The sequence below is a fragment of the Haloarcula sp. KBTZ06 genome, assembly GCF_048595605.1.
Classification (GTDB): domain Archaea; phylum Halobacteriota; class Halobacteria; order Halobacteriales; family Haloarculaceae; genus Haloarcula; species Haloarcula hispanica.
Genome location: NZ_CP184337.1, coordinates 889,247 through 909,011, shown reverse-complemented (window position 1 = coordinate 909,011; position 19,765 = coordinate 889,247). Strand labels below are relative to the sequence as shown.

General features: G+C 63.9%; 20 protein-coding genes. 13 read left to right on the top strand and 7 right to left on the bottom strand.

Annotation, left to right across the window (positions count from 1 at the left end; genetic code table 11):
- Positions 1–195 precede the first annotated feature (195 nt).
- Positions 196–1,371, bottom strand: coding sequence for a M24 family metallopeptidase (locus ACNO8S_RS04850; protein WP_146417405.1), 1,176 nt, complete (start codon positions 1,369–1,371; stop codon positions 196–198).
- A 134-nt stretch (positions 1,372–1,505) separates the two neighbouring features.
- Here ACNO8S_RS04850 and crtD point away from each other — a divergent pair, with 134 nt between their 5' ends.
- From crtD to ACNO8S_RS04815, 7 genes are all read left to right on the top strand, one after another.
- Positions 1,506–2,993, top strand: coding sequence for a carotenoid 3,4-desaturase (crtD, locus tag ACNO8S_RS04845; protein WP_064288450.1), 1,488 nt, complete (start codon positions 1,506–1,508; stop codon positions 2,991–2,993).
- Positions 2,994–2,996: 3 nt separating this feature from the next.
- Complete coding sequence (locus tag ACNO8S_RS04840) at positions 2,997–3,881, top strand: prenyltransferase (protein ID WP_129754985.1); 885 nt, start codon at positions 2,997–2,999, stop codon at positions 3,879–3,881.
- Positions 3,874–4,755: a bisanhydrobacterioruberin hydratase gene (gene cruF / locus ACNO8S_RS04835; RefSeq protein WP_014039961.1), complete on the top strand. Its 882-nt coding sequence runs from the start codon at positions 3,874–3,876 to the stop codon at positions 4,753–4,755. The genes ACNO8S_RS04840 and cruF overlap by 8 nt, the downstream gene beginning before the upstream one ends.
- A gap of 81 nt (positions 4,756–4,836) precedes the next feature.
- Positions 4,837–5,673, top strand: coding sequence for an RAD55 family ATPase (locus ACNO8S_RS04830; RefSeq protein ID WP_014039960.1), 837 nt, complete (start codon positions 4,837–4,839; stop codon positions 5,671–5,673).
- 133 nt (positions 5,674–5,806) lie between these two features.
- Positions 5,807–6,679, top strand: coding sequence for a hypothetical protein (locus ACNO8S_RS04825; protein WP_129754984.1), 873 nt, complete (start codon positions 5,807–5,809; stop codon positions 6,677–6,679).
- On the top strand, positions 6,672–7,307 hold the full coding sequence (locus ACNO8S_RS04820) for a hypothetical protein (protein WP_129754983.1): 636 nt from the start codon (positions 6,672–6,674) through the stop codon (positions 7,305–7,307). Before ACNO8S_RS04825 ends, ACNO8S_RS04820 begins: the two co-directional genes overlap by 8 nt.
- Before the next feature lie 32 nt (positions 7,308–7,339).
- On the top strand, positions 7,340–7,663 hold the full coding sequence (locus ACNO8S_RS04815; RefSeq protein WP_014039957.1) for a transcription factor S: 324 nt from the start codon (positions 7,340–7,342) through the stop codon (positions 7,661–7,663).
- Here ACNO8S_RS04815 and ACNO8S_RS04810 read toward each other — a convergent pair.
- Positions 7,660–8,439 (bottom strand): winged helix-turn-helix domain-containing protein, encoded by a 780-nt coding sequence (locus tag ACNO8S_RS04810; RefSeq protein WP_014039956.1) that lies wholly within the window; start codon positions 8,437–8,439, stop codon positions 7,660–7,662. The two genes, ACNO8S_RS04815 and ACNO8S_RS04810, sit on opposite strands and share 4 nt — an antisense overlap.
- Before the next feature lie 304 nt (positions 8,440–8,743).
- On the opposite strand from ACNO8S_RS04810, the gene ACNO8S_RS04805 reads away from it, so the two are divergent.
- Positions 8,744–9,571, top strand: a complete 828-nt coding sequence (locus tag ACNO8S_RS04805) for a hypothetical protein (RefSeq protein ID WP_420182572.1) — start codon at positions 8,744–8,746, stop codon at positions 9,569–9,571.
- 77 nt (positions 9,572–9,648) lie between these two features.
- Here the strand turns inward: ACNO8S_RS04805 and ACNO8S_RS04800 are convergent, their stop codons facing one another.
- The gene (locus tag ACNO8S_RS04800; protein ID WP_008310011.1) at positions 9,649–9,921 is read right to left on the bottom strand and encodes a DUF7553 family protein; all 273 of its coding nucleotides are present in this window, start codon (positions 9,919–9,921) and stop codon (positions 9,649–9,651) included.
- Positions 9,922–10,101: 180 nt separating this feature from the next.
- Here ACNO8S_RS04800 and ACNO8S_RS04795 point away from each other — a divergent pair, with 180 nt between their 5' ends.
- The 3 genes from ACNO8S_RS04795 (at position 10,102) to ACNO8S_RS04785 (ending at position 12,923) form a co-directional block, all read left to right on the top strand.
- Positions 10,102–11,469 (top strand): phosphoribosylamine--glycine ligase, encoded by a 1,368-nt coding sequence (locus ACNO8S_RS04795; RefSeq protein WP_420182571.1) that lies wholly within the window; start codon positions 10,102–10,104, stop codon positions 11,467–11,469.
- Between the two features lie 91 nt (positions 11,470–11,560).
- The gene (locus ACNO8S_RS04790; RefSeq protein ID WP_008310015.1) at positions 11,561–11,812 is read left to right on the top strand and encodes a DUF7127 family protein; all 252 of its coding nucleotides are present in this window, start codon (positions 11,561–11,563) and stop codon (positions 11,810–11,812) included.
- 106 nt (positions 11,813–11,918) lie between these two features.
- Positions 11,919–12,923, top strand: a complete 1,005-nt coding sequence (locus ACNO8S_RS04785; RefSeq protein ID WP_420182570.1) for a DUF368 domain-containing protein — start codon at positions 11,919–11,921, stop codon at positions 12,921–12,923.
- A 5-nt stretch (positions 12,924–12,928) separates the two neighbouring features.
- Here the strand turns inward: ACNO8S_RS04785 and ACNO8S_RS04780 are convergent, their stop codons facing one another.
- Both ACNO8S_RS04780 and ACNO8S_RS04775 read right to left on the bottom strand, forming a co-directional pair.
- A complete protein-coding gene (locus ACNO8S_RS04780) occupies positions 12,929–14,032 on the bottom strand; it encodes an NADH:flavin oxidoreductase/NADH oxidase (RefSeq protein ID WP_420182569.1) in 1,104 nt (367 codons plus the stop codon).
- Positions 14,033–14,130: 98 nt separating this feature from the next.
- Positions 14,131–15,096: a beta-ribofuranosylaminobenzene 5'-phosphate synthase family protein gene (locus tag ACNO8S_RS04775; protein ID WP_420182568.1), complete on the bottom strand. Its 966-nt coding sequence runs from the start codon at positions 15,094–15,096 to the stop codon at positions 14,131–14,133.
- Positions 15,097–15,217: 121 nt separating this feature from the next.
- On the opposite strand from ACNO8S_RS04775, the gene ilvD reads away from it, so the two are divergent.
- Positions 15,218–16,945, top strand: a complete 1,728-nt coding sequence (gene ilvD / locus ACNO8S_RS04770; RefSeq protein ID WP_064288443.1) for a dihydroxy-acid dehydratase — start codon at positions 15,218–15,220, stop codon at positions 16,943–16,945.
- Between the two features lie 176 nt (positions 16,946–17,121).
- Here the strand turns inward: ilvD and ACNO8S_RS04765 are convergent, their stop codons facing one another.
- Positions 17,122–17,364 (bottom strand): hypothetical protein, encoded by a 243-nt coding sequence (locus ACNO8S_RS04765; protein ID WP_023843189.1) that lies wholly within the window; start codon positions 17,362–17,364, stop codon positions 17,122–17,124.
- 326 nt (positions 17,365–17,690) lie between these two features.
- Here ACNO8S_RS04765 and ACNO8S_RS04760 point away from each other — a divergent pair, with 326 nt between their 5' ends.
- Positions 17,691–19,040 (top strand): PAS domain-containing sensor histidine kinase, encoded by a 1,350-nt coding sequence (locus tag ACNO8S_RS04760; RefSeq protein ID WP_044952180.1) that lies wholly within the window; start codon positions 17,691–17,693, stop codon positions 19,038–19,040.
- Here ACNO8S_RS04760 and ACNO8S_RS04755 read toward each other — a convergent pair.
- Positions 19,037–19,756 carry a metal-dependent hydrolase gene (locus ACNO8S_RS04755; RefSeq protein WP_014039946.1) on the bottom strand — a complete coding sequence of 240 codons (720 nt, stop codon included), beginning with the start codon at positions 19,754–19,756 and terminating at the stop codon, positions 19,037–19,039. The genes ACNO8S_RS04760 and ACNO8S_RS04755 overlap by 4 nt on opposite strands.
- Between the last annotated feature and the right edge of the window lie 9 nt (positions 19,757–19,765).

The following is a 19,765-nucleotide window of genomic DNA, read 5'->3' as shown; positions in this document are numbered from 1 at the left end:
CCACCTTTTGCCCCATCCATAATAAATGTTCATGATGGAGCCGCGGAATATAATGTGTCATGGTAACGAACATCTTGATAGAAGATAACGCAGTCACCAACGGAGGCCAGGATAAAACTGCTTCCCAGACTGGAGACGCTAACGTGGCCTGTCTGTCCTGTGGCGGCCAGATGGAACGGCGCTGAAACGACCGGCTCAGACGACGAACTGAATCTCGTACTCAGTCAGGTTCTCGTAGCCATCGGCAGTGACGACGGCGATATCTTCGATTCTGACCCCGCCGACATCGGGGTCATAGAGGCCGGGCTCGATAGTGACGATGTGTCCCGGTTCGAGTTCGCCGCCATTCGGTGCCAGCCGTGGAAGCTCGTGGACGTCCAGCCCGACGCCGTGGCCCGTGCTGTGGATGAACCCTGTCTCCGTTCGGTCGTCATCACGCAACGTCGGCTCGCCGGCGTCCTCGTACACGTCACAGACAGCGTCGTGTACGTCTTTGCCGGTCGCACCGGGTTCCAGCGCATCGAACGCCGCTTCCATCGCCCGCTCGGTGAGGTCGTACCACTCCCGCACCGTCTCGCTTGGCTCGCCTTTGACGAACGTCCGCGTCATGTCGGCGTGGTACTTCGTCGCCTTGTCCTTCGGGAAGATGTCGATGATAACCGGCTCGTGGGCGACGAGCGGCCCGCTCCCAGAGTCGTGAGGGTCCGCAGCGTCCGCCCCGCAGGCGACGATAGTCTCGTCCAGTGAACAGCCGTGCCGGAGCAGCGTCACCTCGATCTCCTCTTTCACCCGCTCGCTCGTCAGCGTCTCGCCGTCAATTTCGAGCGTGTCGTCCTCGGCAATCTCTGACGCCTCAAGCAGCGATTCGGCCGCCTGCATCGCCGCCTCGTTGGCCCGCTGTGCCGTCCGGACGTAGTCGACTTCGGTCTCGGTCTTCGTCGCGCGGATCTCCGTGACGATGCCGTCGGTGTCGGCCGTCACGTCGACACCACGTTCGCGCAGGCCGTCCGCAGTCCGGAGCGGGAACCGCGGGGGTACGGCCACGCTGTCCACATCGTAGGCCGCGAGGAAATCCGCGAGGACGTGCGAGACTGCCTCCTCGGGACCGTACTCCTCGACCTTCTTCTGGTGGTCGAAGTCCACGTACCGTTCGACGGTCTCGGCTCGCGATTCACGCTTGGCGCGACCGAACTCCAGACTCCGCGGGAAGAGGAGATGTGTGTCGCCGTCGTACAGCGTGATGAACGGGTCCGGCGCGTCGAAGCCAGAGAGGTAGTACTGGTCTGACACCTCGGAATCCGCATCGAGGAGGTAGCCGTCGACGCCGGCGTCATCGAGATATGCGTCCAGTGCTGCGAGGTCAGGTTCCATACGTGTCAGTCTGGCCCCCATCCCCATATACGTCTCCCACTGAGCCGCTCGGCGGCCCGACATATGGCCACGAATGGCATACCGATGCAGTTTGGCCGCTCATTTATTGACGGTCCAGCCCCTCAATACTAGTAATGAGTGACTTGTCCGGTGAAGACGTAACTGTCGTCGGTGGCGGCATCGGTGGCCTCTCCGCCGCGTGCTATCTGGCGGACGCAGGCGCGGACGTCTCGCTACTGGAGAAAAACGAGCAACTCGGGGGCCGCGCCTCCCGGCTGGAGGTGGACGGGTTCCGGTTCGACATGGGTCCGTCGTGGTATCTGATGCCCGACGTGTTCGAGCGGTTCTTCGCGTACTTCGGCAAGGAGCCGCGCGACTACTACGACCTCCAGGGGCTCGACCCGCACTACCGGGTCTTCTTCAAGGACGGCGACCAGATCGACGTGACCGGCGACAACGACCAGATGGCCCAGAAATTCGAGGAGTACGAACCCGGTGCGGGCGAGGCCTTCCGGGACTACCTCGCGACGAGCGAACGTCACTACGAGACGGCGATGAACAAGTTCGTCTACGAGGACCGCTCGGAGCTGCGCGACTGGATTGACCTCGATGTGATGACTGCCGCGCCGGTCGGCCTCCAGCTCATCGGCACGATGCAGAGCCACGTCGAGGACTACTTCGAGCACCCGAAGCTCCAGCAAATAATGCAGTACACGCTCGTCTTCCTCGGCGGTTCGCCCCGGACGACGCCAGCGCTGTACAACATGATGAGCCACGTCGATTTCAACCTCGGCGTCTACTACCCCGACGGCGGCGTCGGCGCGGTCGTCGACGGCCTCGTCGAACTCGGCGAGGAACTCGGCGTCACCTACGAGACCGACGCCGAAGTCGACGAGATTTCCCGGCGGAAGGATGGATTCCTCGTGGAGACAGTCCACGGCGACACGACCCACCCCGACGAAGTGGTCGTCAACGCCGACTACGGCCACGCCGAACGGGAACTCCTGCCCGACCACGAGCGCCAGTACGACGACGATTACTGGGACGACAAAACGTACGCACCGTCCGCCTTCCTCATGTACATGGGTGTCGAGGGCGACGTGGAGCCCCTGAAGCACCACACGCTCGTCCTGCCGACGGACTGGGACCCCCACTTCGACGACATCTTCGACGAGCCCGCGTGGCCCGATGACCCGGCGTACTACCTCTGTGTGCCCTCGAAAACCGACGACACCGTCGCCCCAGACGGGCACTCGAACCTGTTCGTTCTGGTCCCAATCGCGCCGGGCCTGCACGACGGCGACGAGATCCGCGAGGAGTACCGCGAGAAGGTGCTTGCCGACATCGCTGACAACACCGGCGTCGACCTGCGCGACCGCATCGTCTACGAGAAGCAGTTCGCCGTCTCCGACTTCGGCGAGCGGTACAACGCCACGGAGGGCACAGCTCTCGGGCTGGCACACACACTCCGCCAGACCGCCCTGCTGCGACCCAACAACCGCTCGTCGGCCGTCGACGGCCTCTACTTCACGGGGTCGTTCACGACGCCCGGCATCGGCGTGCCGATGTGTCTCATCAGCGGCGAACACACCGCAGAGGCGCTCATCGAGGATATCGCCTGAGTAATGCCCGAACTCCCGACTGACCGCATTACCGCCGTCATTCCGCCGAAGGAGACGCTTGTGGGCTACCTGTTGCGGCTCTCCCGGCCGCGGTTCTGGCTGTACCTCGGCGGCCCGGTCATCGTCGGCGTCAGCTACGCGGCCGACGGCCCGGGCGAACTGTTCTCGCCGCTGGCTATCGCGCTGTTTCTGTACTTCACCATTCCCGGGAACGTGTTTCTCTACGGGGTCAACGACATCTTCGATGCCGACATCGACGAGCACAATCCCAAGAAGGACGAGGGCCGAGAGGTCAGCTACCGCGGTGACAGCGCCGTCACAGCCATCGTCGTCGCAAGCGGCGCGCTCGCGTTGGTGTTCGTCCTCGGGCTGCCGATGCTCGGGGTCGTGGCCCTGCTCGCCTGGGTTGCGCTCTCTGTCGAGTACTCGGCCCCGCCGCTGCGGTTCAAGACGACGCCGTTCCTTGATTCCATCTCGAACGGGCTGTACATCCTGCCGGGCGTCATCGGCTACGCCGCTATCGAAGGAGCGGCCCCGCCAGCGTCGGCGGTCGCCGGCGCGTGGCTCTGGGCGATGGGGATGCACACCTTCTCGGCGATTCCGGACATCGAACCCGACCGTGAGGCCGGTATCCAGACGACGGCGACGTTCCTCGGGGAGTCAAACACCTACTACTACTGCGTGATGTGCTGGCTCACGGCCGCGTTCGTATTCACCTACACGCACTGGGTATTCGGCCTGCTACTGCTCGTCTACCCCGGCCTCGTCTTCGGGATTCTCGGCATCGGCGTCGACATCGACGAGGCGTACTGGTGGTATCCTGCGATCAACACCGTCGTCGGCATGGTGTTCACACTCATCGCGCTGTGGGTGATGCTGTATGGGTAGCGGCGAGGACCGGACCATAGCGGGCTGGACGCTACCCGAGACAAGGACCGACGCGACCGCGCAGTTCGACCAGTTCGTCACCGAGAACCGCTTTACCATCGCCGTCGTTTTCCCGCTCGTCGGCGCTGTCACCCTGCTTGCCAGCGCCGAGGGACTGTTGCCCGACCCGCTCGCGTTCAACCCCTACTTCGTCCTGTTCGGAACGTTCGTGATGCGGTTGCCTCTCGTGGCCGGTGTCTTTCCGCTCGTGGACCGCCGGGCCGGGCTGGCGCTGGTCGCGCTGACGCTCTACTCCTACGGCATCGAACTCGTCGGTGTCCGGACCGGCTGGCCCTACGGCGAGTTCACGTACGGCGTCGACCTTGGCCCGATGCTGCTGGGCGAGGTGCCGTTCGGGCTCCCGGTCTTCTTCTTCCCGCTGGTCCTGAACGCCTACCTGCTCGTCCTGCTGTTGCTCGGCAACAGGGCGGCGTCAACCGCGGTTCGGCTGCTGGCGACGCTGGCGACGGTCATGCTCGTCGACCTCGTGCTCGATCCTGGCGCCGTGGCAATCGGTTTCTGGACCTACGAGATGCCCCAGTTCTACGGCGTCCCGTGGCAGAACTACACCGGCTGGCTCCTCTCTGGATCGGTCGCCGTCCTGCTGTTCGACCTCGGGTTCGACCGCGCAGGGCTCCGACAGCGGCTCCGGGACTGCCCGTTCATGCTCGATGACCTGGTGAGCTTCGTCCTGCTGTGGGGCGGTATCAACCTCTTTTATGCGAACTGGGTGCCTGTCGGCCTGGCCGCGCTGCTGGGGGCCGGCCTGCTGTGGACGGACCGCTTCGACTTCGACCTCTCGGAGACGCGGCTCGGTCGGGCCGTCTGGCGGTAACCTCCGGGCTCGCTGTCGCTCTCCCGACCACGACAGTGAGACAGGCCAAGCGTTTAAGCGACCGCGTAGGTAGGTGGACGTATGGAGCGAATCCCGTTCGGAATCCGGCAGCTCGACTCCATCATCAACGGTGGAGCGCCCGCCGGGAGCGTCGTCCTGCTGTCCGGCGAGGCCGGCGCTGGCTCCCGGGAGTTCATGCATACGAGCGCACTCATCAACGGGCTCGAACAGGTGGACGGGGAGCTACACGACCTCTACTACGGCGACCGCTCGGCCGACGCTGTTGCCCCGGACGAAGTCCACTACATCTCCTTTACAACAAGCGAGTCGCAACTGGTCAGCGAGATGCGGCTGGCGATGGACGACGACGTGGTCGACAAGGGAAGCCAGGCGGTCGAGTTTCACGACCTCTCGGAGCGGTACTTCCACATCAGTCCGGTGCCGCGAGAGTGGTACGCCAGGGAGACCGCGTCAATCACCGACCTCCGGGCGCGCCACGAGCGGGATGACCTGCTCGGCACGCTCGGGATGGTATTGAACGACGTGGCGGCGAACAATCTCGTCGTCATCGACTCGCTGTCTGACCTCGTTAGCGCGACGGACGAGGAAGTCAGCTGGTCGGACGTCAGCTCGCTCGTCCAGGGAATCCAGAAGGCAGCCCACCAGTGGGGGGGCCTTATCCTCTTGCACGTCAATCCGGAGACGATATCGTCGACCCGACACGGGCAGCTCGTCGACGCATCCCACGGCACGATGGAGTTCGCGTGGGAGTCCGGCGGTTCCACCCGGGCTCGGACCCTCGTCGTCCAGCAGTTCCGCGGCGTCCTCTCGCAGATAGAGGACGAGGACATCGTGCAGTTCGAGACCGAACTGGGCGATGCCGGCTTCGATATCAGCGACGTGCGCAAGATTCGGTAGCGATAGTCGGCAGCAGAGATGCCCGTAACTGTCGGAAAAAGACAACGAGCCGCGTGCTGACGGTTCGCTCCCGCTCTCGGTATCTGAAATCGGCGACAAACCCTTATCAGTCTTGTTCGTCAAGGGTGTCGTAATGTCCTCCGAGTCGACTGATGACGGAGGAGTGTACGTCGAGCTATCTGCAGATCTAGACGAGTGGCTGACCGAGCAGGCCGAGACGCTCGGCGTGCCTCGCGACGCCGTCATGGAGCAACTGCTGGCCGCATATATGACAGCGGCCGACTCGGACGATGGGATGGACGACCTCATTCAGCCATCGGCGGACGAGTTGGATGCCGTCGTCGCCGCGACCGTGGACGAGAAGCTGAACGGCTCAGTCGAAGCAGCGACCGAGAGCGCTGTCAGTTCCCAGCTCCCCGATATCGTCGACACGGTGGAACGCCAACTCGCAGAGCGGTTCGACGCGCTCGAAGCGGACTTTCAGACGAAGATCGAAGACGTCCGCGAGCGCGTCGTGCAGGTCAAACGGGAGGCCGACGCGAAAGCGCCGGCCGACCACGGCCACGAAGAGTTCGACCGCATCGATGCACTCACACAAGAGATCGAAGATATCGAGGCGGAACTCGCCGCGCTTCGGGGCGACGTGACCGAGTCGCTCGAAACAGAGAACGAGCGAGTCGCTGACATCGACAGCCGACTCGACGATGTCGAAGACAAACTCACCCGCGTCGCCTGGGTCGTCAGCGACCTCCGCGACGACCAGGGCGGCCGGGACCAGAATCAGAAAGCGGTCGACCGGCTGAAACGCGCCGCGGCCCAGGAGAACATCTCGACGGCACGCTGTTCGAACTGTGACGAGCAGGTCGAGATCGGACTGTTGACCGAACCCCAGTGTCCACACTGCAACACGACGGTGTCGGACGTCCGGCCTGAGGGCGGCATTATCCGCTCGAAGGCGCGGCTAGTGGCCGCAGCACAGCTTGAACCGGGAGAGACCAATGAGTGACGACGAGCGAGACCCCTTCGAAGAGCTCGACCCGGATGACGACCGCGAGGGCGACCCGTTCGAGCGCCTCGGTGCGGGGCCTGACGACGCGGACGGCTCGGCAGACGCACGCCAGCCACCCGACGACGGTTGGCCGGGCAGCGAATCGAGCGACGAACCGGCCGACGGTGCGTCCGAGGCGGAACCCGATGCAACCGATGCTGACGACCTGCTCTCGGCTGTCGACACGGAAGAGTTCCGTTCAGATTCGGCACCTGAATCGGACAGTCACCTTTCGGGGTCATCACCCGACCCGGACGACCCCTTCTCGGGAATGGACGAGCGCGGCGAGGACCCCTTCGGGAGCGGCGAGAGCGCGTTCGAGCGGGTCGACGTCGATCACATCGACGCGGACAAGGTGTGGGCGGAAATCGCCGAGGACGGCGACGACAAGACTACACCCGAGAGCCGCTACGCGGAGGTATCGAAACACCGCTACTGTGAGCAGTGTGAACACTTCTCCGCACCGCCGAACGCGCACTGCACGAACGAGGGGACCGAGATCATGGAGTTCCTCGACATGGAGACGGTCCGGCTACTGGACTGTCCGGTCGTCGCCGAGCAACACGAGATCGAGGACGAGCAGTAACGGCTTTTTGCCTCGGTGTCCGACGGGCGTGTATGCAGTTCTGCGACGACTGTGGTTCGATGATGCACGCCGACGGTGACGAGATGGTCTGTCAGTCCTGTGGTGCGCGAGTTACCAAAGACGAGGACCGCGCGGCCGAGTTCGTCAGCACGGACGAACAGAGCGGCGACGAACTGATAGAGACCGAGGAGGGCTCGAACTTCGAAGGGAAGCCCACGGCTGACGACGTGACCTGTGAGGAATGCGGACACGGGAAAGCGTGGTACACCATCAAACAGACCGGGTCGGCCGACGAACCGCCGACGCGCTTTTTCAAGTGCCAGGAGTGTGGCCACCGGTGGCGGGAGTACAACTAGAGCAGCGAATCCAGAATCCGGAGCTCTTCCTCCTCGGATATCTTGTCGGAGTCCATACACGCGTGGACGACCTTGTGAACGAGTTCGGGCTCCTGAAACGGCTCTGGCGAGCCGCCGCCGTCCGTGACGGTTTCGACCTGTCCTTCGAGTTCAGCCAACTGTGCGGAGAGGTCCTCGACGGTTGACTGGAACGTAGTCAGCGTGGTGTTCACCTCGCCGGCCGCTGTCTCGACTTCCGTTGGCGAGCGGTCGCCGTCGTCGGGCGCAGTATCAGGGCCTGACGCTTGACTGTCGGCTCCGTCGGGGTTGTCTGTTGACTCCGGCGATTGGGTATCGGGTGTCTGGGTTTCTGCCTCGTCCGAGATCGTCGCTGATTCGGCTTCTCCGTCGCTGAACACGGCGTTTGCGAACGCTTCTCGGTTCGCCCAGTCGAACCCGTCGATCCCGTTGACGCGGTTGCTCACCGTCGAGGCAGTGACGCCGAGCTTCTCCGCGAGGTCCCGCTGGGACGCGGTGGGGTGTTTCTGGATTGCTCGGATCGTCTCACGTTCTGTCGACGAGAGGTCCGCAGGGGCTGGATATGACTGTGACTCCGTCGACGGTTCACTCTCTGACTGGGCGGCCGTTTCCGTCTCGTCGGCCTCAGCCGGGTCGCCGTGTTCCTCAAGAACTCGCTCGACCAGTTCCGCTGTTGCACTCGGTACTTCGGCCGCAAGCTCTGCGATGGATGCCTCGGGGTTCTCAGCCGCTACATCGAGTATTTGCTTGTGACGCATCGATTTAGGGGCCGTTCGGCCATTCGTTGATTTGCTCATTGATATCACCACGTAGGGATGGTACCGCCACCCGATCCCCCAACCTGATACACATTTGACTGAAACCAATGGAATTGTCAAAAGCTTTTGGTTAGTCACAAACATTAATTAAGATGTTATTTAATCTGACATCACCTGCCTCATCAGCGACACAGACTACCCAGATCGAGGAGACAGGTCTATTCCGGCCGAACTGGAATCAGTCGGTCAAAACTGAACCCGTACCTTCTGAAAGCATTTATCCGGGGCAGGGCAACGCAGAGCCATGTACCGCCGTCGCGTTCTGGCACTCTGCGGACTGGCTATCACCGGTGCAGGATGTCAGGGTGAAACCGAGGACACCGGGACAGTGACGCCGATGCCGTCACCAGGCGGTAGCGAAACCGACATTGGGTCGCCGCCCAGTGTGACCGTCACGGACGCCGTGGTGGCACCAGGCGTCGTGATTCCTCGCACTGACTCTATCAGCGTTGAACCGACAGGCGGCCAGTTTCTCGTGCTCACGACGACCATCGAGGGCTCGGGAGTGGACCGGGGCGCGTTCTCGCTCAGATTCGATGGGGCGACGTACAGCCCCGAGACGTTCAGGAACGGTCTGTATCGCGACGGCGAGTGGGGCCGACAGTTCACCGAGGCCGGTGGGCCGCTGGTCTTCGACCTGCCCAAAACCGGCTCAGCTAGCGACGCCCGACTGTCTTGGCCCGGCGGGGAGTGGACGATGCCGAAGACAGTTCAGAACAGACTCGAAGCACCGTTGCCGTCGTTCGACGTTACTCTCGACGGACCGGAGCGTGTCACTGAGCCAGCCATGCCGACGCTTGAGATAACAGTCACGAACACGGGCGACACCGCAGGTCGGTACGTCCTCGCACTCAACCGAACCGGCCCACGCGTCGCCTACGCGCCTGTCGGCCGGTTTGATAGGGTACTGGAGCCAGGAGAAACAGCGGGTATCACGCACGACGCTAAGACACCGTACGTCGACGATACGGAGCCGCGTGAAGTCACGTATCATCTGCGGGCCCCGGACGATAACAACGACGTGACACACCGGATCAAGCCGGTCGACGAGGAAACCGCGACAGAGTCGTAGCGACTCATCGGTTCGAAAGCCGTCTTTCCGTCGCAGAAAGTCACCGGGCAGCCGTGTGTTGGCGCAGGAGTGCCGCCTCAGACCCCTTCGAGGTCGGACCGATACTCGTTGATCTGGTCGTCGGCGTCGTCGATGGCTTCGGTCACGTCTTCCGCGTCGCCACTGCTGAGGTCGTTGAGCGCCGACTGGATGCGGGCGAGTCGGCCGTGGTCCGGGCCGCGTTCGTCGGTCGCAAGGGAGTCAAGCTGGGCAGCGAGTTCGGCGAGGCGCTCGCTCGCCTCGTCGCTGTCAGTGTCTTCGGCCGCCGATTCGAGCAGTTCACTCGCGGACGCGAGTTCGTCGCGTGTCATACGTGGGGATTTACAGATGGGGACTAAAACGGTTCGGCTTACGGAAGTGGGTTTATTTAAATAGATCAGTGGGCATCGAGCAGCCGGGTATGACTGGCCGGTTCGCTGCCATCGCGATAGCGATGACCTGTGGTCGACAGGACAGGAAACGTTTACCCCGCACCCGCCCGCAGACGCGCCATGGCGAATTTCCTCTTTTGTTCGTTGGACGCGGCGCTCATCGGTGACATCGCCTGGCAGGTCAGCCGGGAGGGACACGACGTCCGGTACTACATCGAAGCCGGCAGCGATCAGGAGATCGCCGACGGGTTCGTACCGAAGACCGATGACTGGCGGGGCGACCTCGACTGGGCCGATGTCGTCGTCTTCGACGACATCTGGGTCGGCGGCGACATCGGCACCGGCGAACTCGCACAGGAACTCCGGGCCGAAGGCCACGCCGTCGTTGGCGGGACACCTAACACAGATGCGCTCGAAGAGGACCGCGGCTACGCGATGGAGGTCCTCGAAGACCACGGTGTCAACACTATCGAGCATCACGTCTTCGAGGACTTCGACGCCGGCATCAAGCACGTCCAGGAGAACCCTGCGCCGTACGTCATCAAACCGCTCGGGGAAGTCCAGAACGTCAAGCGACTGCTCTACGTCGGGAACGAGGACGACGGCAGCGACATCGTCGATGTGCTTCGAGCGTACAAGAAGGCGTGGGGCCACCGGATGAAAGGGTTCCAGCTCCAGCGGAAGGTCGACGGCGTCGAAATCGCCGTCTGTGGTTTCTTCAACGGCGAGTCGTTCGTCGAACCGATCAACTTCAACTTCGAGCACAAGAAGCTGTTTCCGGGCAACATCGGTCCCTCGACCGGCGAGATGGGGACTTCGATGTTCTGGGCCGCCCGGAACGAACTGTTCGCGGAGACACTCGGCAAGGTGGAAGGCTGGCTCGCCGACGAGGGGTACGTCGGCAGCATCGACATCAACTGCATCGTCAACGAGGACGGTATCTATCCGCTGGAGTTCACGCCGCGGTTCGGGTACCCCACAATCACGCTCCAAGAGGAGTCGTTCGAATCAGAAACAGGCCAGTTCTTCCTCGATCTGGCGAACGGGCGCGACCCCGAACTGGAGGTCCACCGCGGGTATCAGGTCGCGGTTCGGGTCGTCCTCCCGCCGTTCCCGTTCGACGACCAGAAGACGTACGACGAGAACTCCCGCAACGCCGCGGTCGTCTTCGGATCCGACAGCCGCGAGGGCATCCACATCGAGGACGCGAAGCGCGTGTCTGTTGCGGGCACGGACCGCGCGACCGGCGAGAGAAGCGAGCCGGGAGCGGCGGTCGACGGGCAGTGGCGGGTCGCCGGCGAAAGTGGGATGCCGCTAGTCGTCACAGGCAAGGGCGAAACGATGCAGGCGGCGCGAGAACAGGCGTACGAACGCGTCGACGACATTCTCATCCCGAACTGCTACTACCGCGACGACATCGGCGAGCGGTGGATCGACGGCGACGGGGACCGCCTGCAAGCATGGGGCTATCTCGGCCCTGCTGTGTAGCGACGTGCAGGATAGCGTTCCTGTCTGACCGATCTTTGGCACGCGCCGAACGTGGACCTTTATGTGTGTAACACATACCCATGATTGACGAATGGACGCACAAACTGAACGGTCGCCGCTACACGTCTCGCACACCGACCACGACGACGGCTGGACGGTCGCTGTCGACCTCGACTCGCTTCAGGTCAGCGACGACCATGTGACAGTCGATATCATCGGGACGGAAGCCATCGTTGCCGTCGACGCCCCGCACCTCCAGACGGAGTTCGACGTCGACCTGCCGGCCGCCGGCGCGGTCCAGACACTCAGGAACGGCGTGCTCACGCTATCGAAGCGGAGCTAGCGCTGTCGCGGACCACTTGTTCAGCCGCAGTCTCGCAGTTGTGACAGCAGCACAATACGACGTGACTCCACAAGGAATTTGAGCGTGATGCTGGAAGCGTTCAGTGATGACCACCCCTCCCGACCAGGACCCGCCGACGGTTCTGGGCTCGGTGCCACCGCTTCGTGCGTGGATTCGAACGTTTCTCATCGGCCTCTGTATGGGCAGTGCGGACGGGGTCCCCGGTGTTTCCGGGGGCACAATCGCGCTTATCGCCGGGGTCTACGAGCGACTCATCGCCGCGATTACCGCTGTTACGCCGAGCCGCGTAATACGATTCGTCCGCGCGCTCACGCCGCTAGACGGCGGTGTTGATTTGCGCGGCGCGTTTGCCGAACTCCTCGAACTCGACATCTGGTTCCTCCTCGCGCTGGTCGCCGGCGTCGGCACCGCCGTCGTCATCGTGACACACATCGTCACCGTCGCCAGCCAGGAGACGCCGGCGTTGCTTTTCGGCTTCTTCTTCGGCCTCATCGCCGCCTCCGCGCTCGTCCTGCTACGCGGTCTCTCAATCGAGACGCCACTCCAAGCCGCGGCGGGCGTCGTCGGGTTCCTCGTCGCCTTCCTAGTATCGGGTATCTCGGCTGGGGGCGACGGCACCGGCGGGAGCCTGCTCCTCGTCTTCGTCGCCGGGATGATCGGCGTCAGCGCAATGATCCTCCCTGGCATCTCCGGGTCGCTGCTGCTCGTCATCCTCGGTCAGTACACCCGAATGACGAGGGCGCTTAGCGAGTTCATCGACGCGCTCATCGCGCTTGCGACGGGCGGCTCGGTCGACGACGTGACCGCGACGGCCGTTCCCGTCGTGACCTTCATCGTCGGCGGACTGGTCGGCCTGTTCACCATCGCACGCGTCGTCCGTCGCGCGCTGGATTACAACCGGCGGGCGACGCTTGCCTTCCTCGTCGCGCTCGTCGTCGGCGCACTGCGTGCCCCCGTTGTGGAGGTTCGGGGCGAAGTCGGCTTTTCGACCGATGTCCTCATCGCGTTTGTCGCCGCTGCCGCCGTCGGCGCGGCCTTCCTGCTCGTGCTCGACTGGTACGCCGTGGACCTCGATCTCGACAAGATCTAAGGCCCTTAGAAGCCCCAGGCGCGACGGTACTGTGGCGGCCCCTCTATTTCGTCGGTCGCGTCGAGTTCCTTCGCAGCAGTCATCGTGAAGTACGGGTCCCGGAGGTGTTCGCGGCCGACGATAGCCATATCGGCCCGGTCGTTGGCGATAACGGCTTCGGCCTGTTCGGGGGTCGTGATGCCGCCGACAGCGCCGACGGCGATGTCTGACTTCGTTTCCTCTCGGATCCGCTCGGCGTACCGGAGCTGGTAGTTCGGGCCGGCGTAGTCGGGGCGGGATTCGGGGTGGATGCCGCCGCCGCTCACGTCGATGAGGTCCACGCCGATGTCGGCGAGTCGGTCCGACAGTCGCACGGAGTCCTCGACGGTCCAGGAATTGCGGTCGGGGAGCCAGTCAGTCGCCGAGATACGGACGAACACCGGCTTGTCGTCGGGCCAGACCTCGCGGACGGCAGCGGTGACCTCCCGTGTCAGTCGCGTACGGCCCTCGAAGTTGCCGCCGTAGTCGTCCTCGCGGTGGTTCGTCACCGGCGAGAGGAACTGATGCAAGAGGTAGCCGTGGGCGGCGTGGACCTCTGCGACCTCGAAGCCGGCGTCGAGCGCGTGCTCGGCGGCGGCGCGGAACGAGTCGATGACCGCCTCGATGCCGTCCTGATCGAGCGCTGTTGTCGGCGGAGCCTCACCGTCTTCGTACGGCCAGGGGTCGTCACTCGGTCCGACGACTTCCCAGCCGCCGTCGTCGGGTTGGAGCGGGTCGTGGCCGTCCCACGGTCGTTCGATAGAGGCTTTCCGCCCGGCGTGGGCCAACTGGATGCCCGGCACGCTGTCCTGTTCAGTGATGAACTCTGTAATCGGTTCCAGCGCCGCCGCGTGCTCGTCGCTCCAGATACCCAGGTCCTCCGGCGAGATACGGCCGCGAGCTTCGACGGCGGTCGCTTCAGTCATGACCAGACCTGCACCGCCGACGGCACGAGAGCCGAGGTGGGTGCGGTGCCAGTCGGTGGCGAGGCCGTCGCGGGCCTCACAGGAGTACTGGCACATTGGAGAGACCATGACGCGATTCGGGACTGTCGTCTCGCGGAGTTCCAGCGGTGAGAACAATGCAGTCATCGCCGAGGATTCGCTGGCGAGACTGATAACCGCACTGGCGGCTGCAAGCATCGTCGTTAGTTCTGGCGACTGGTACTGAACGGCCCGCCGCTTGGTCCCTATTCAGTCAGCGACGCACCGGTGTTCCGGGGCGCGACAACGCGAACCGTTCCGTCGACATCGGCCGCATCGAGTGCCAGCACACCCGCGTCACGGGCCTCTGATTCGTAGTCCGCTGTCGTCAGTCCCCAGACGGTTGGCCCCCAAGAGCTCTGGCCGGCCCCGGAGATGACCGGGGCGCTCGCCAGTGAATCGACGAGTGCGCCGGCTGGCGGGCGGTAGACGCCGCCCTGTTCGTCAGCGTACCACGCGCCGTTGAGTCGGCCCAGCCGCGCCGCGGCCTGCCCGAAGTCGTCGTGGTCTCTGGTAGCAATCGCAGGAAGAACCCGGCGAGTCAGTAACGTCGAAATCTCGTCGGCGATGCCGGGGTCGGCGCGCTCAACGGCCTGCCGCATACTCTGGTCTTCCGCACTCCCGCTCTGCCCGGGGTCGGTGTCCGGGACGACGATAACAAAACGCCAGTGTGCGGGGACGTGGTGATGGGCCAGCACTGGCGGCACATCCCAGTCGCCTTCCGCTGGGGGTTCGGCCGTGAACCGCTCCGTCGGGTGCCCGCCGTCGATGACGAACCCACCCGATTCAAACGCGGCCACGCCGACGCCGCTCCGGCCGCCCCGGCCCAGTTGCGGCGCGTATGTCCGTGCGTCAGCGGTCCGGTCGTAGGCCCGAACGACGGCGATGAGCGTCGCCAGCGAGAGCTGTGTGCCGCTCCCGAGGCCGACGTGTCGCGGGAACCGCTCCTCGACGGAGACAGCAGCGCCGGGGACGCCGAGCGCGTCGACGACGCGTCGGACGTACGGTTCGGTCGCCGGGTCGTCACACTGGACCGTGTCGGCTCGTGTCGCCTCGACGGTCAGCCGCGGCTCGTCGAGGGCAAGCCCGACGCCGCCGTAGAGGCGCTCGTGGGCGAGCGAGAGGTTCTGAAACCCGAAGTGGAGTCGCGCGGCGGTCGTGACCGTCGGCATACCGCGGCGGAAGTCCCCGAGGAAAAAGAACCTGCTGTCACCGGTGGGTTTCGCCGTGCTCTCATGTGGGACGTTAGCGCGAGTACAAGTTATTTAAGGTTGCTCACGGCGACGCTCACATATGAGCAATCAGGAGCGGCAAGAACGTCCGGAAAAAGACCCGGACCTGCGGAGTACCGAGGTGACGGAGGGATACGAGAAAGCCCCCCACCGCGCGATGTTCCGCGCGATGGGCTACGACGACGAGGACCTCTCCTCGCCGATGATCGGCATCGCGAACCCCGCCGCCGACATCACGCCATGTAACGTCCATCTCGACGACGTGGCTGACGCTGCCTACGAGGGTATCGACGACACCGAAGGGATGCCGATCGAGTTCGGGACCATCACAATCTCCGATGCCATCTCGATGGGGACCGAGGGGATGAAGGCGTCGCTCATCTCCCGCGAGATAATCGCAGACTCCGTCGAACTCGTCACCTTCGGCGAGCGCATGGACGGTATCGTTACCATCGGCGGCTGTGACAAGAACATGCCCGGGATGATGATGGCCGCAATCCGGACGGACCTGCCCAGCGTCTTCCTCTACGGCGGCTCTATCATGCCCGGCGAGCACGACGGCCGCGAGGTCACTATCCAGAACGTCTTCGAAGGTGTGGGCGCGGTCGCCGACGGAGAGATGAGCGAGGGCGAACTCGACGAGATGGAACGCCACGCCTGCCCCGGTGCGGGCTCCTGTGGCGGGATGTTCACCGCCAACACGATGGCGTCTATCTCCGAAGCGCTCGGCTTCGCGCCGCTGGGGTCGGCCTCTCCGCCGGCCGAACACGAGTCCCGCTACGAGGAGGCCCGCCGGGCCGGCGAACTCGCCGTCGAGGTGGTGCAGGAACGCCGCAGCCCCTCGGATTTCCTCACCCGCGAATCGTTCGAGAACGCCATCGCCCTGCAGGTCGCGGTCGGCGGGTCGACCAACGCCGTTCTCCACCTGCTCGCGCTCGCGGCGGAGGCCGGCATCGACCTCGATATCGAGACGTTCAACGAGATCAGCGCCCGCACGCCCAAGATCGCCGACCTCCAGCCCGGCGGCGAGAAGGTCATGAACGACCTCCACGAGGTCGGCGGCGTCCCGGTCGTGCTGAAGGCGCTGAACGACGCCGGCCTGCTCCACGGCGACGCACTCACCGTCACTGGCAACACAATCGAGGAAGAACTCGAACACATCGACCCGCCGGCAGTCGAAGACCTCGATGTGGACTACCTCCACACGGTCGAGGACCCGATCCACGAGCGCGGCGCGATCCGCATCCTCTCGGGCAACCTCGCGCCCGACGGTTCGGTCATCAAGATCACGGGCGAGGACCACCTCCATCACGAGGGTCCGGTCCGCGTGTTCGAACAGGAGGAGGGGGCTATGGAGTACGTGCAGGAAGGCCGCGTCGAGTCCGGCGACGTGATCTGTATCCGCAACGAGGGGCCACAGGGCGGCCCCGGCATGCGCGAGATGCTGGGCGTGACCTCAGCCGTCGCCGGCCAGGGTCACGCCGAAGACGTGGCGCTGTTCACCGACGGCCGCTTCTCCGGCGCGACTCGGGGCTTCTCTATCGGCCACGTCGCCCCCGAGGCGTTCGTCGGCGGCCCCATCGCCGCGCTGGAGGACGGCGATACCGTCACCATCGACATCGACGACCACGAACTGTCGGTCGACCTCACCGACGAGGAGATCGAGCAGCGCCTCGAAGACTACGACCCTGAACCGACGTACGACAGCGGCGTGCTGGCGAAGTACCACAGCGACTTCGGCTCCGCGGCGAACGGCGCGGTGACGAACCCCGGCGCGAAGTGGGACTGAGACTGTCCCGAATTTCGCCACCACGAACATCGTACAGTAGTCACAGCCAACAGTGTGAGAAACCGACGACAGTGACGTCGGGTAGCGGGTCGACTGACGAACGCCGCCGAAGCAGGTCGCCGGCAGAACTAGGCGCCGTCAGAACCGAACGGAGTCGTCAGCGTGGCGGCACAGACTTACGTCCGTGTGACCGTGATGAGCCCCTCTTTGAGCGCCGCTTCGAACCGCTCGTCCAGTGTCATCTGATCCCAGCCGTCCGGCTGGTCCTCTGTGGCGATCTCGGAAAGTGACTCGACCAGCGACCTGTGGAGGAACCGACCGTTCTCGCCGCACTCGCTGCAGGTCCTGATGATCGACCGAACCTCGAAGTTCCGCTCGACGGCGTCCTGGCATCGGGCGCACACGTACGTTTCGGACACACCTGACTATACGCCGCCCGGATACTCGGATGTTGTGAATCCTTTCAAGTGTGTGTCAGTATTGACTATCGACTGCCCCGTCAACGGCCCGTTGTCTCGAATATCACGCCACTGTTCTCTGGTCGGGAGACAACCATCGTGACATGAGATGGGCCTATAGCGAGCATTTCAGTTCACGTAACGGGGCAATCCGGAAGTCGGCTGGTTGCTTCGGGCAGCGGTGTCCAGTATCGGCCGGAGGGGTCGTTCCGCTGTTGTATCCTGTTTTATTTTCAACATGACTGCTAAACTTATTTACAATCCCGGGACAAATCATGGGCGTGTTGATGTCCCCGCCGACAGTCCTCCTCATCGCTGCCGAGACTACTGCCGGAGAGCAGTTACGGGCGGCACTTGAACAGGCAGCAATCGACGCAACGGTCGAGACGACAGAGCCCGAATGCGTCGATACGACACTGCTACGTACCGCGGTTGACTGCCTCGTCGTCCCGGTGACGTGTGGAGGGATGGCGGGCGGTCATCTGGCGGCGGCAGCCACCGGGCTCTACCCGAACCTCCCGGTGATCATGTACGGCAGTGAGGCGGACCGTGGAGATCACATTCGGACGGTCGACGGCGATCTTGGGTCGCCGGAACTGGCAGCCGCAGTCGGTGCAGCACTCGAAGACAGCGAGACGATGGCCGCCCGACCGGCTTCCCGGCCGGAGACGATTCTCGCCACGATGTTCGAACGGTACTCCGAGCACCTGTACGTGAAAGACGATGACCGGCACTATCTGTTGCTCAACGATTCGTCGTACGCCCCGCCGGAACTGCTCGGCCGGCGGGACGAAGACGGACTCCCCGCCGGGGCGACGTATCTGGATGCAGCACGCGGCGACGACCTGCAAGTCATCAACGACGGGGCCGACGTCCTCGACGTCCACGAGTTCTCGCCGTCGATGGGGAAACACCTCCAAACGTCGAAGATCCCCTGGTACGACGAGACCGACGAGCTAATCGGCCTCATCGGTATCACGCAGGATATCACCGACCAGAAAGAGCGCGAACGTCTCCTCAGACAACAGAACGAACGTCTCCGGAAGGTGGCGCTGCTGGCCGCACACGAACTCCGAAACGAACTCCAGGTGTCGACCGGCCATCTCTCGCAGGTCGAGGCCGACGACGAACACATCGACGCTGTGGAGCGTTCTATCGACCAGCTCTCCGGTATCGTCGACAAGGTCGTCTCGCTGGCGTCGAGCGACTCGCCAGCGTTCGAGCCCGAACAACAGTGGCTCTCGACGGTCGTCTGGGACGTGTGGAGTTCGCTATCGCTCGAAGCCGCATCGCTCGAAGTGACATCGGACAGGAGACTGCTGGCGGACGCGGAGTCGATGCGCCTGTTTCTCGAGATTCTGCTCTCGAACGCCGTCGAACACGGCGGCCCCGACGTCGCGATTCGCGTCGGTGCCACGTCTTCGGGCTTTTTCGTCGCGGACGACGGGCCTGGTGTCGACGTCTCGCCACCGGAGCGGGTGCTCGAAGCGGGGTACGCATCAGAGAAACAAAACAGCGGGTTCGGGCTCTACATCGCCAACCGGATCGCGAAAGAACACGGCTGGTCGCTGTCCGTCGATGACAGCGAGGCGGGCGGCGCGCGGTTTACCGTGACCGACGTGGAACGACCGGACTAGAGTTCGAACGTTTCGTCGCCGTCGAGGACGTGGACCTCGGCGTCGCTACCGGTGCCTTTGACCTCGTTCACGAAGTCTTGCGTTTCGATTTCGATTGGTGGGAACGTGTCGTAGTGCATCGGGAACGCGTGGTCGACGTCCAGCCAGTCGACGGCGACGGCGGCCTGCATCGGCCCCATCGTGAAGTGGTCGCCGACCGGCACCGCCGCAGCGTCCGGTTCGAGGAACGGCCCGATGACGTCGCGCATCTCCGTCATGAGACCGGTGTCGCCGGCGTGGTAGAACGTCGTCGACTCCGCGTCGCTGACCTGTGTCGGCTTCGTATCGGAGATGATGAACCCGCCCGGCATCCCGCCGCTCGCGCCGTAGCTGGTTTCCATGCCGTTCGTGTGGTCAGCCCGGTGCATCGTGACGAACGCGTCGCCGATTTCGACGGTGCCGCCGAGGTTCATCCCCATGCCACCGACGGCGTCGAAGTCACCGAAGTTGTCCTCGCAGTACTCGACGATTTCCGGCGTGGCCACGAGCCCACAGCCCTCGTAGCGGTCCACGTCGCCGATGTGGTCGGCGTGGCCGTGGGTCAGCAACACGTAGTCCGGGTCCAGTTCCTCGGGGTCCGTGTCCGTCTTGGGGTTATCGAAGAACGGGTCGATGAGCAATTCGGTGTCGTCGACTGTTACGTGCCACGTCGAATGGCCGTACCATGTGAGTTCCATGTCGGATGC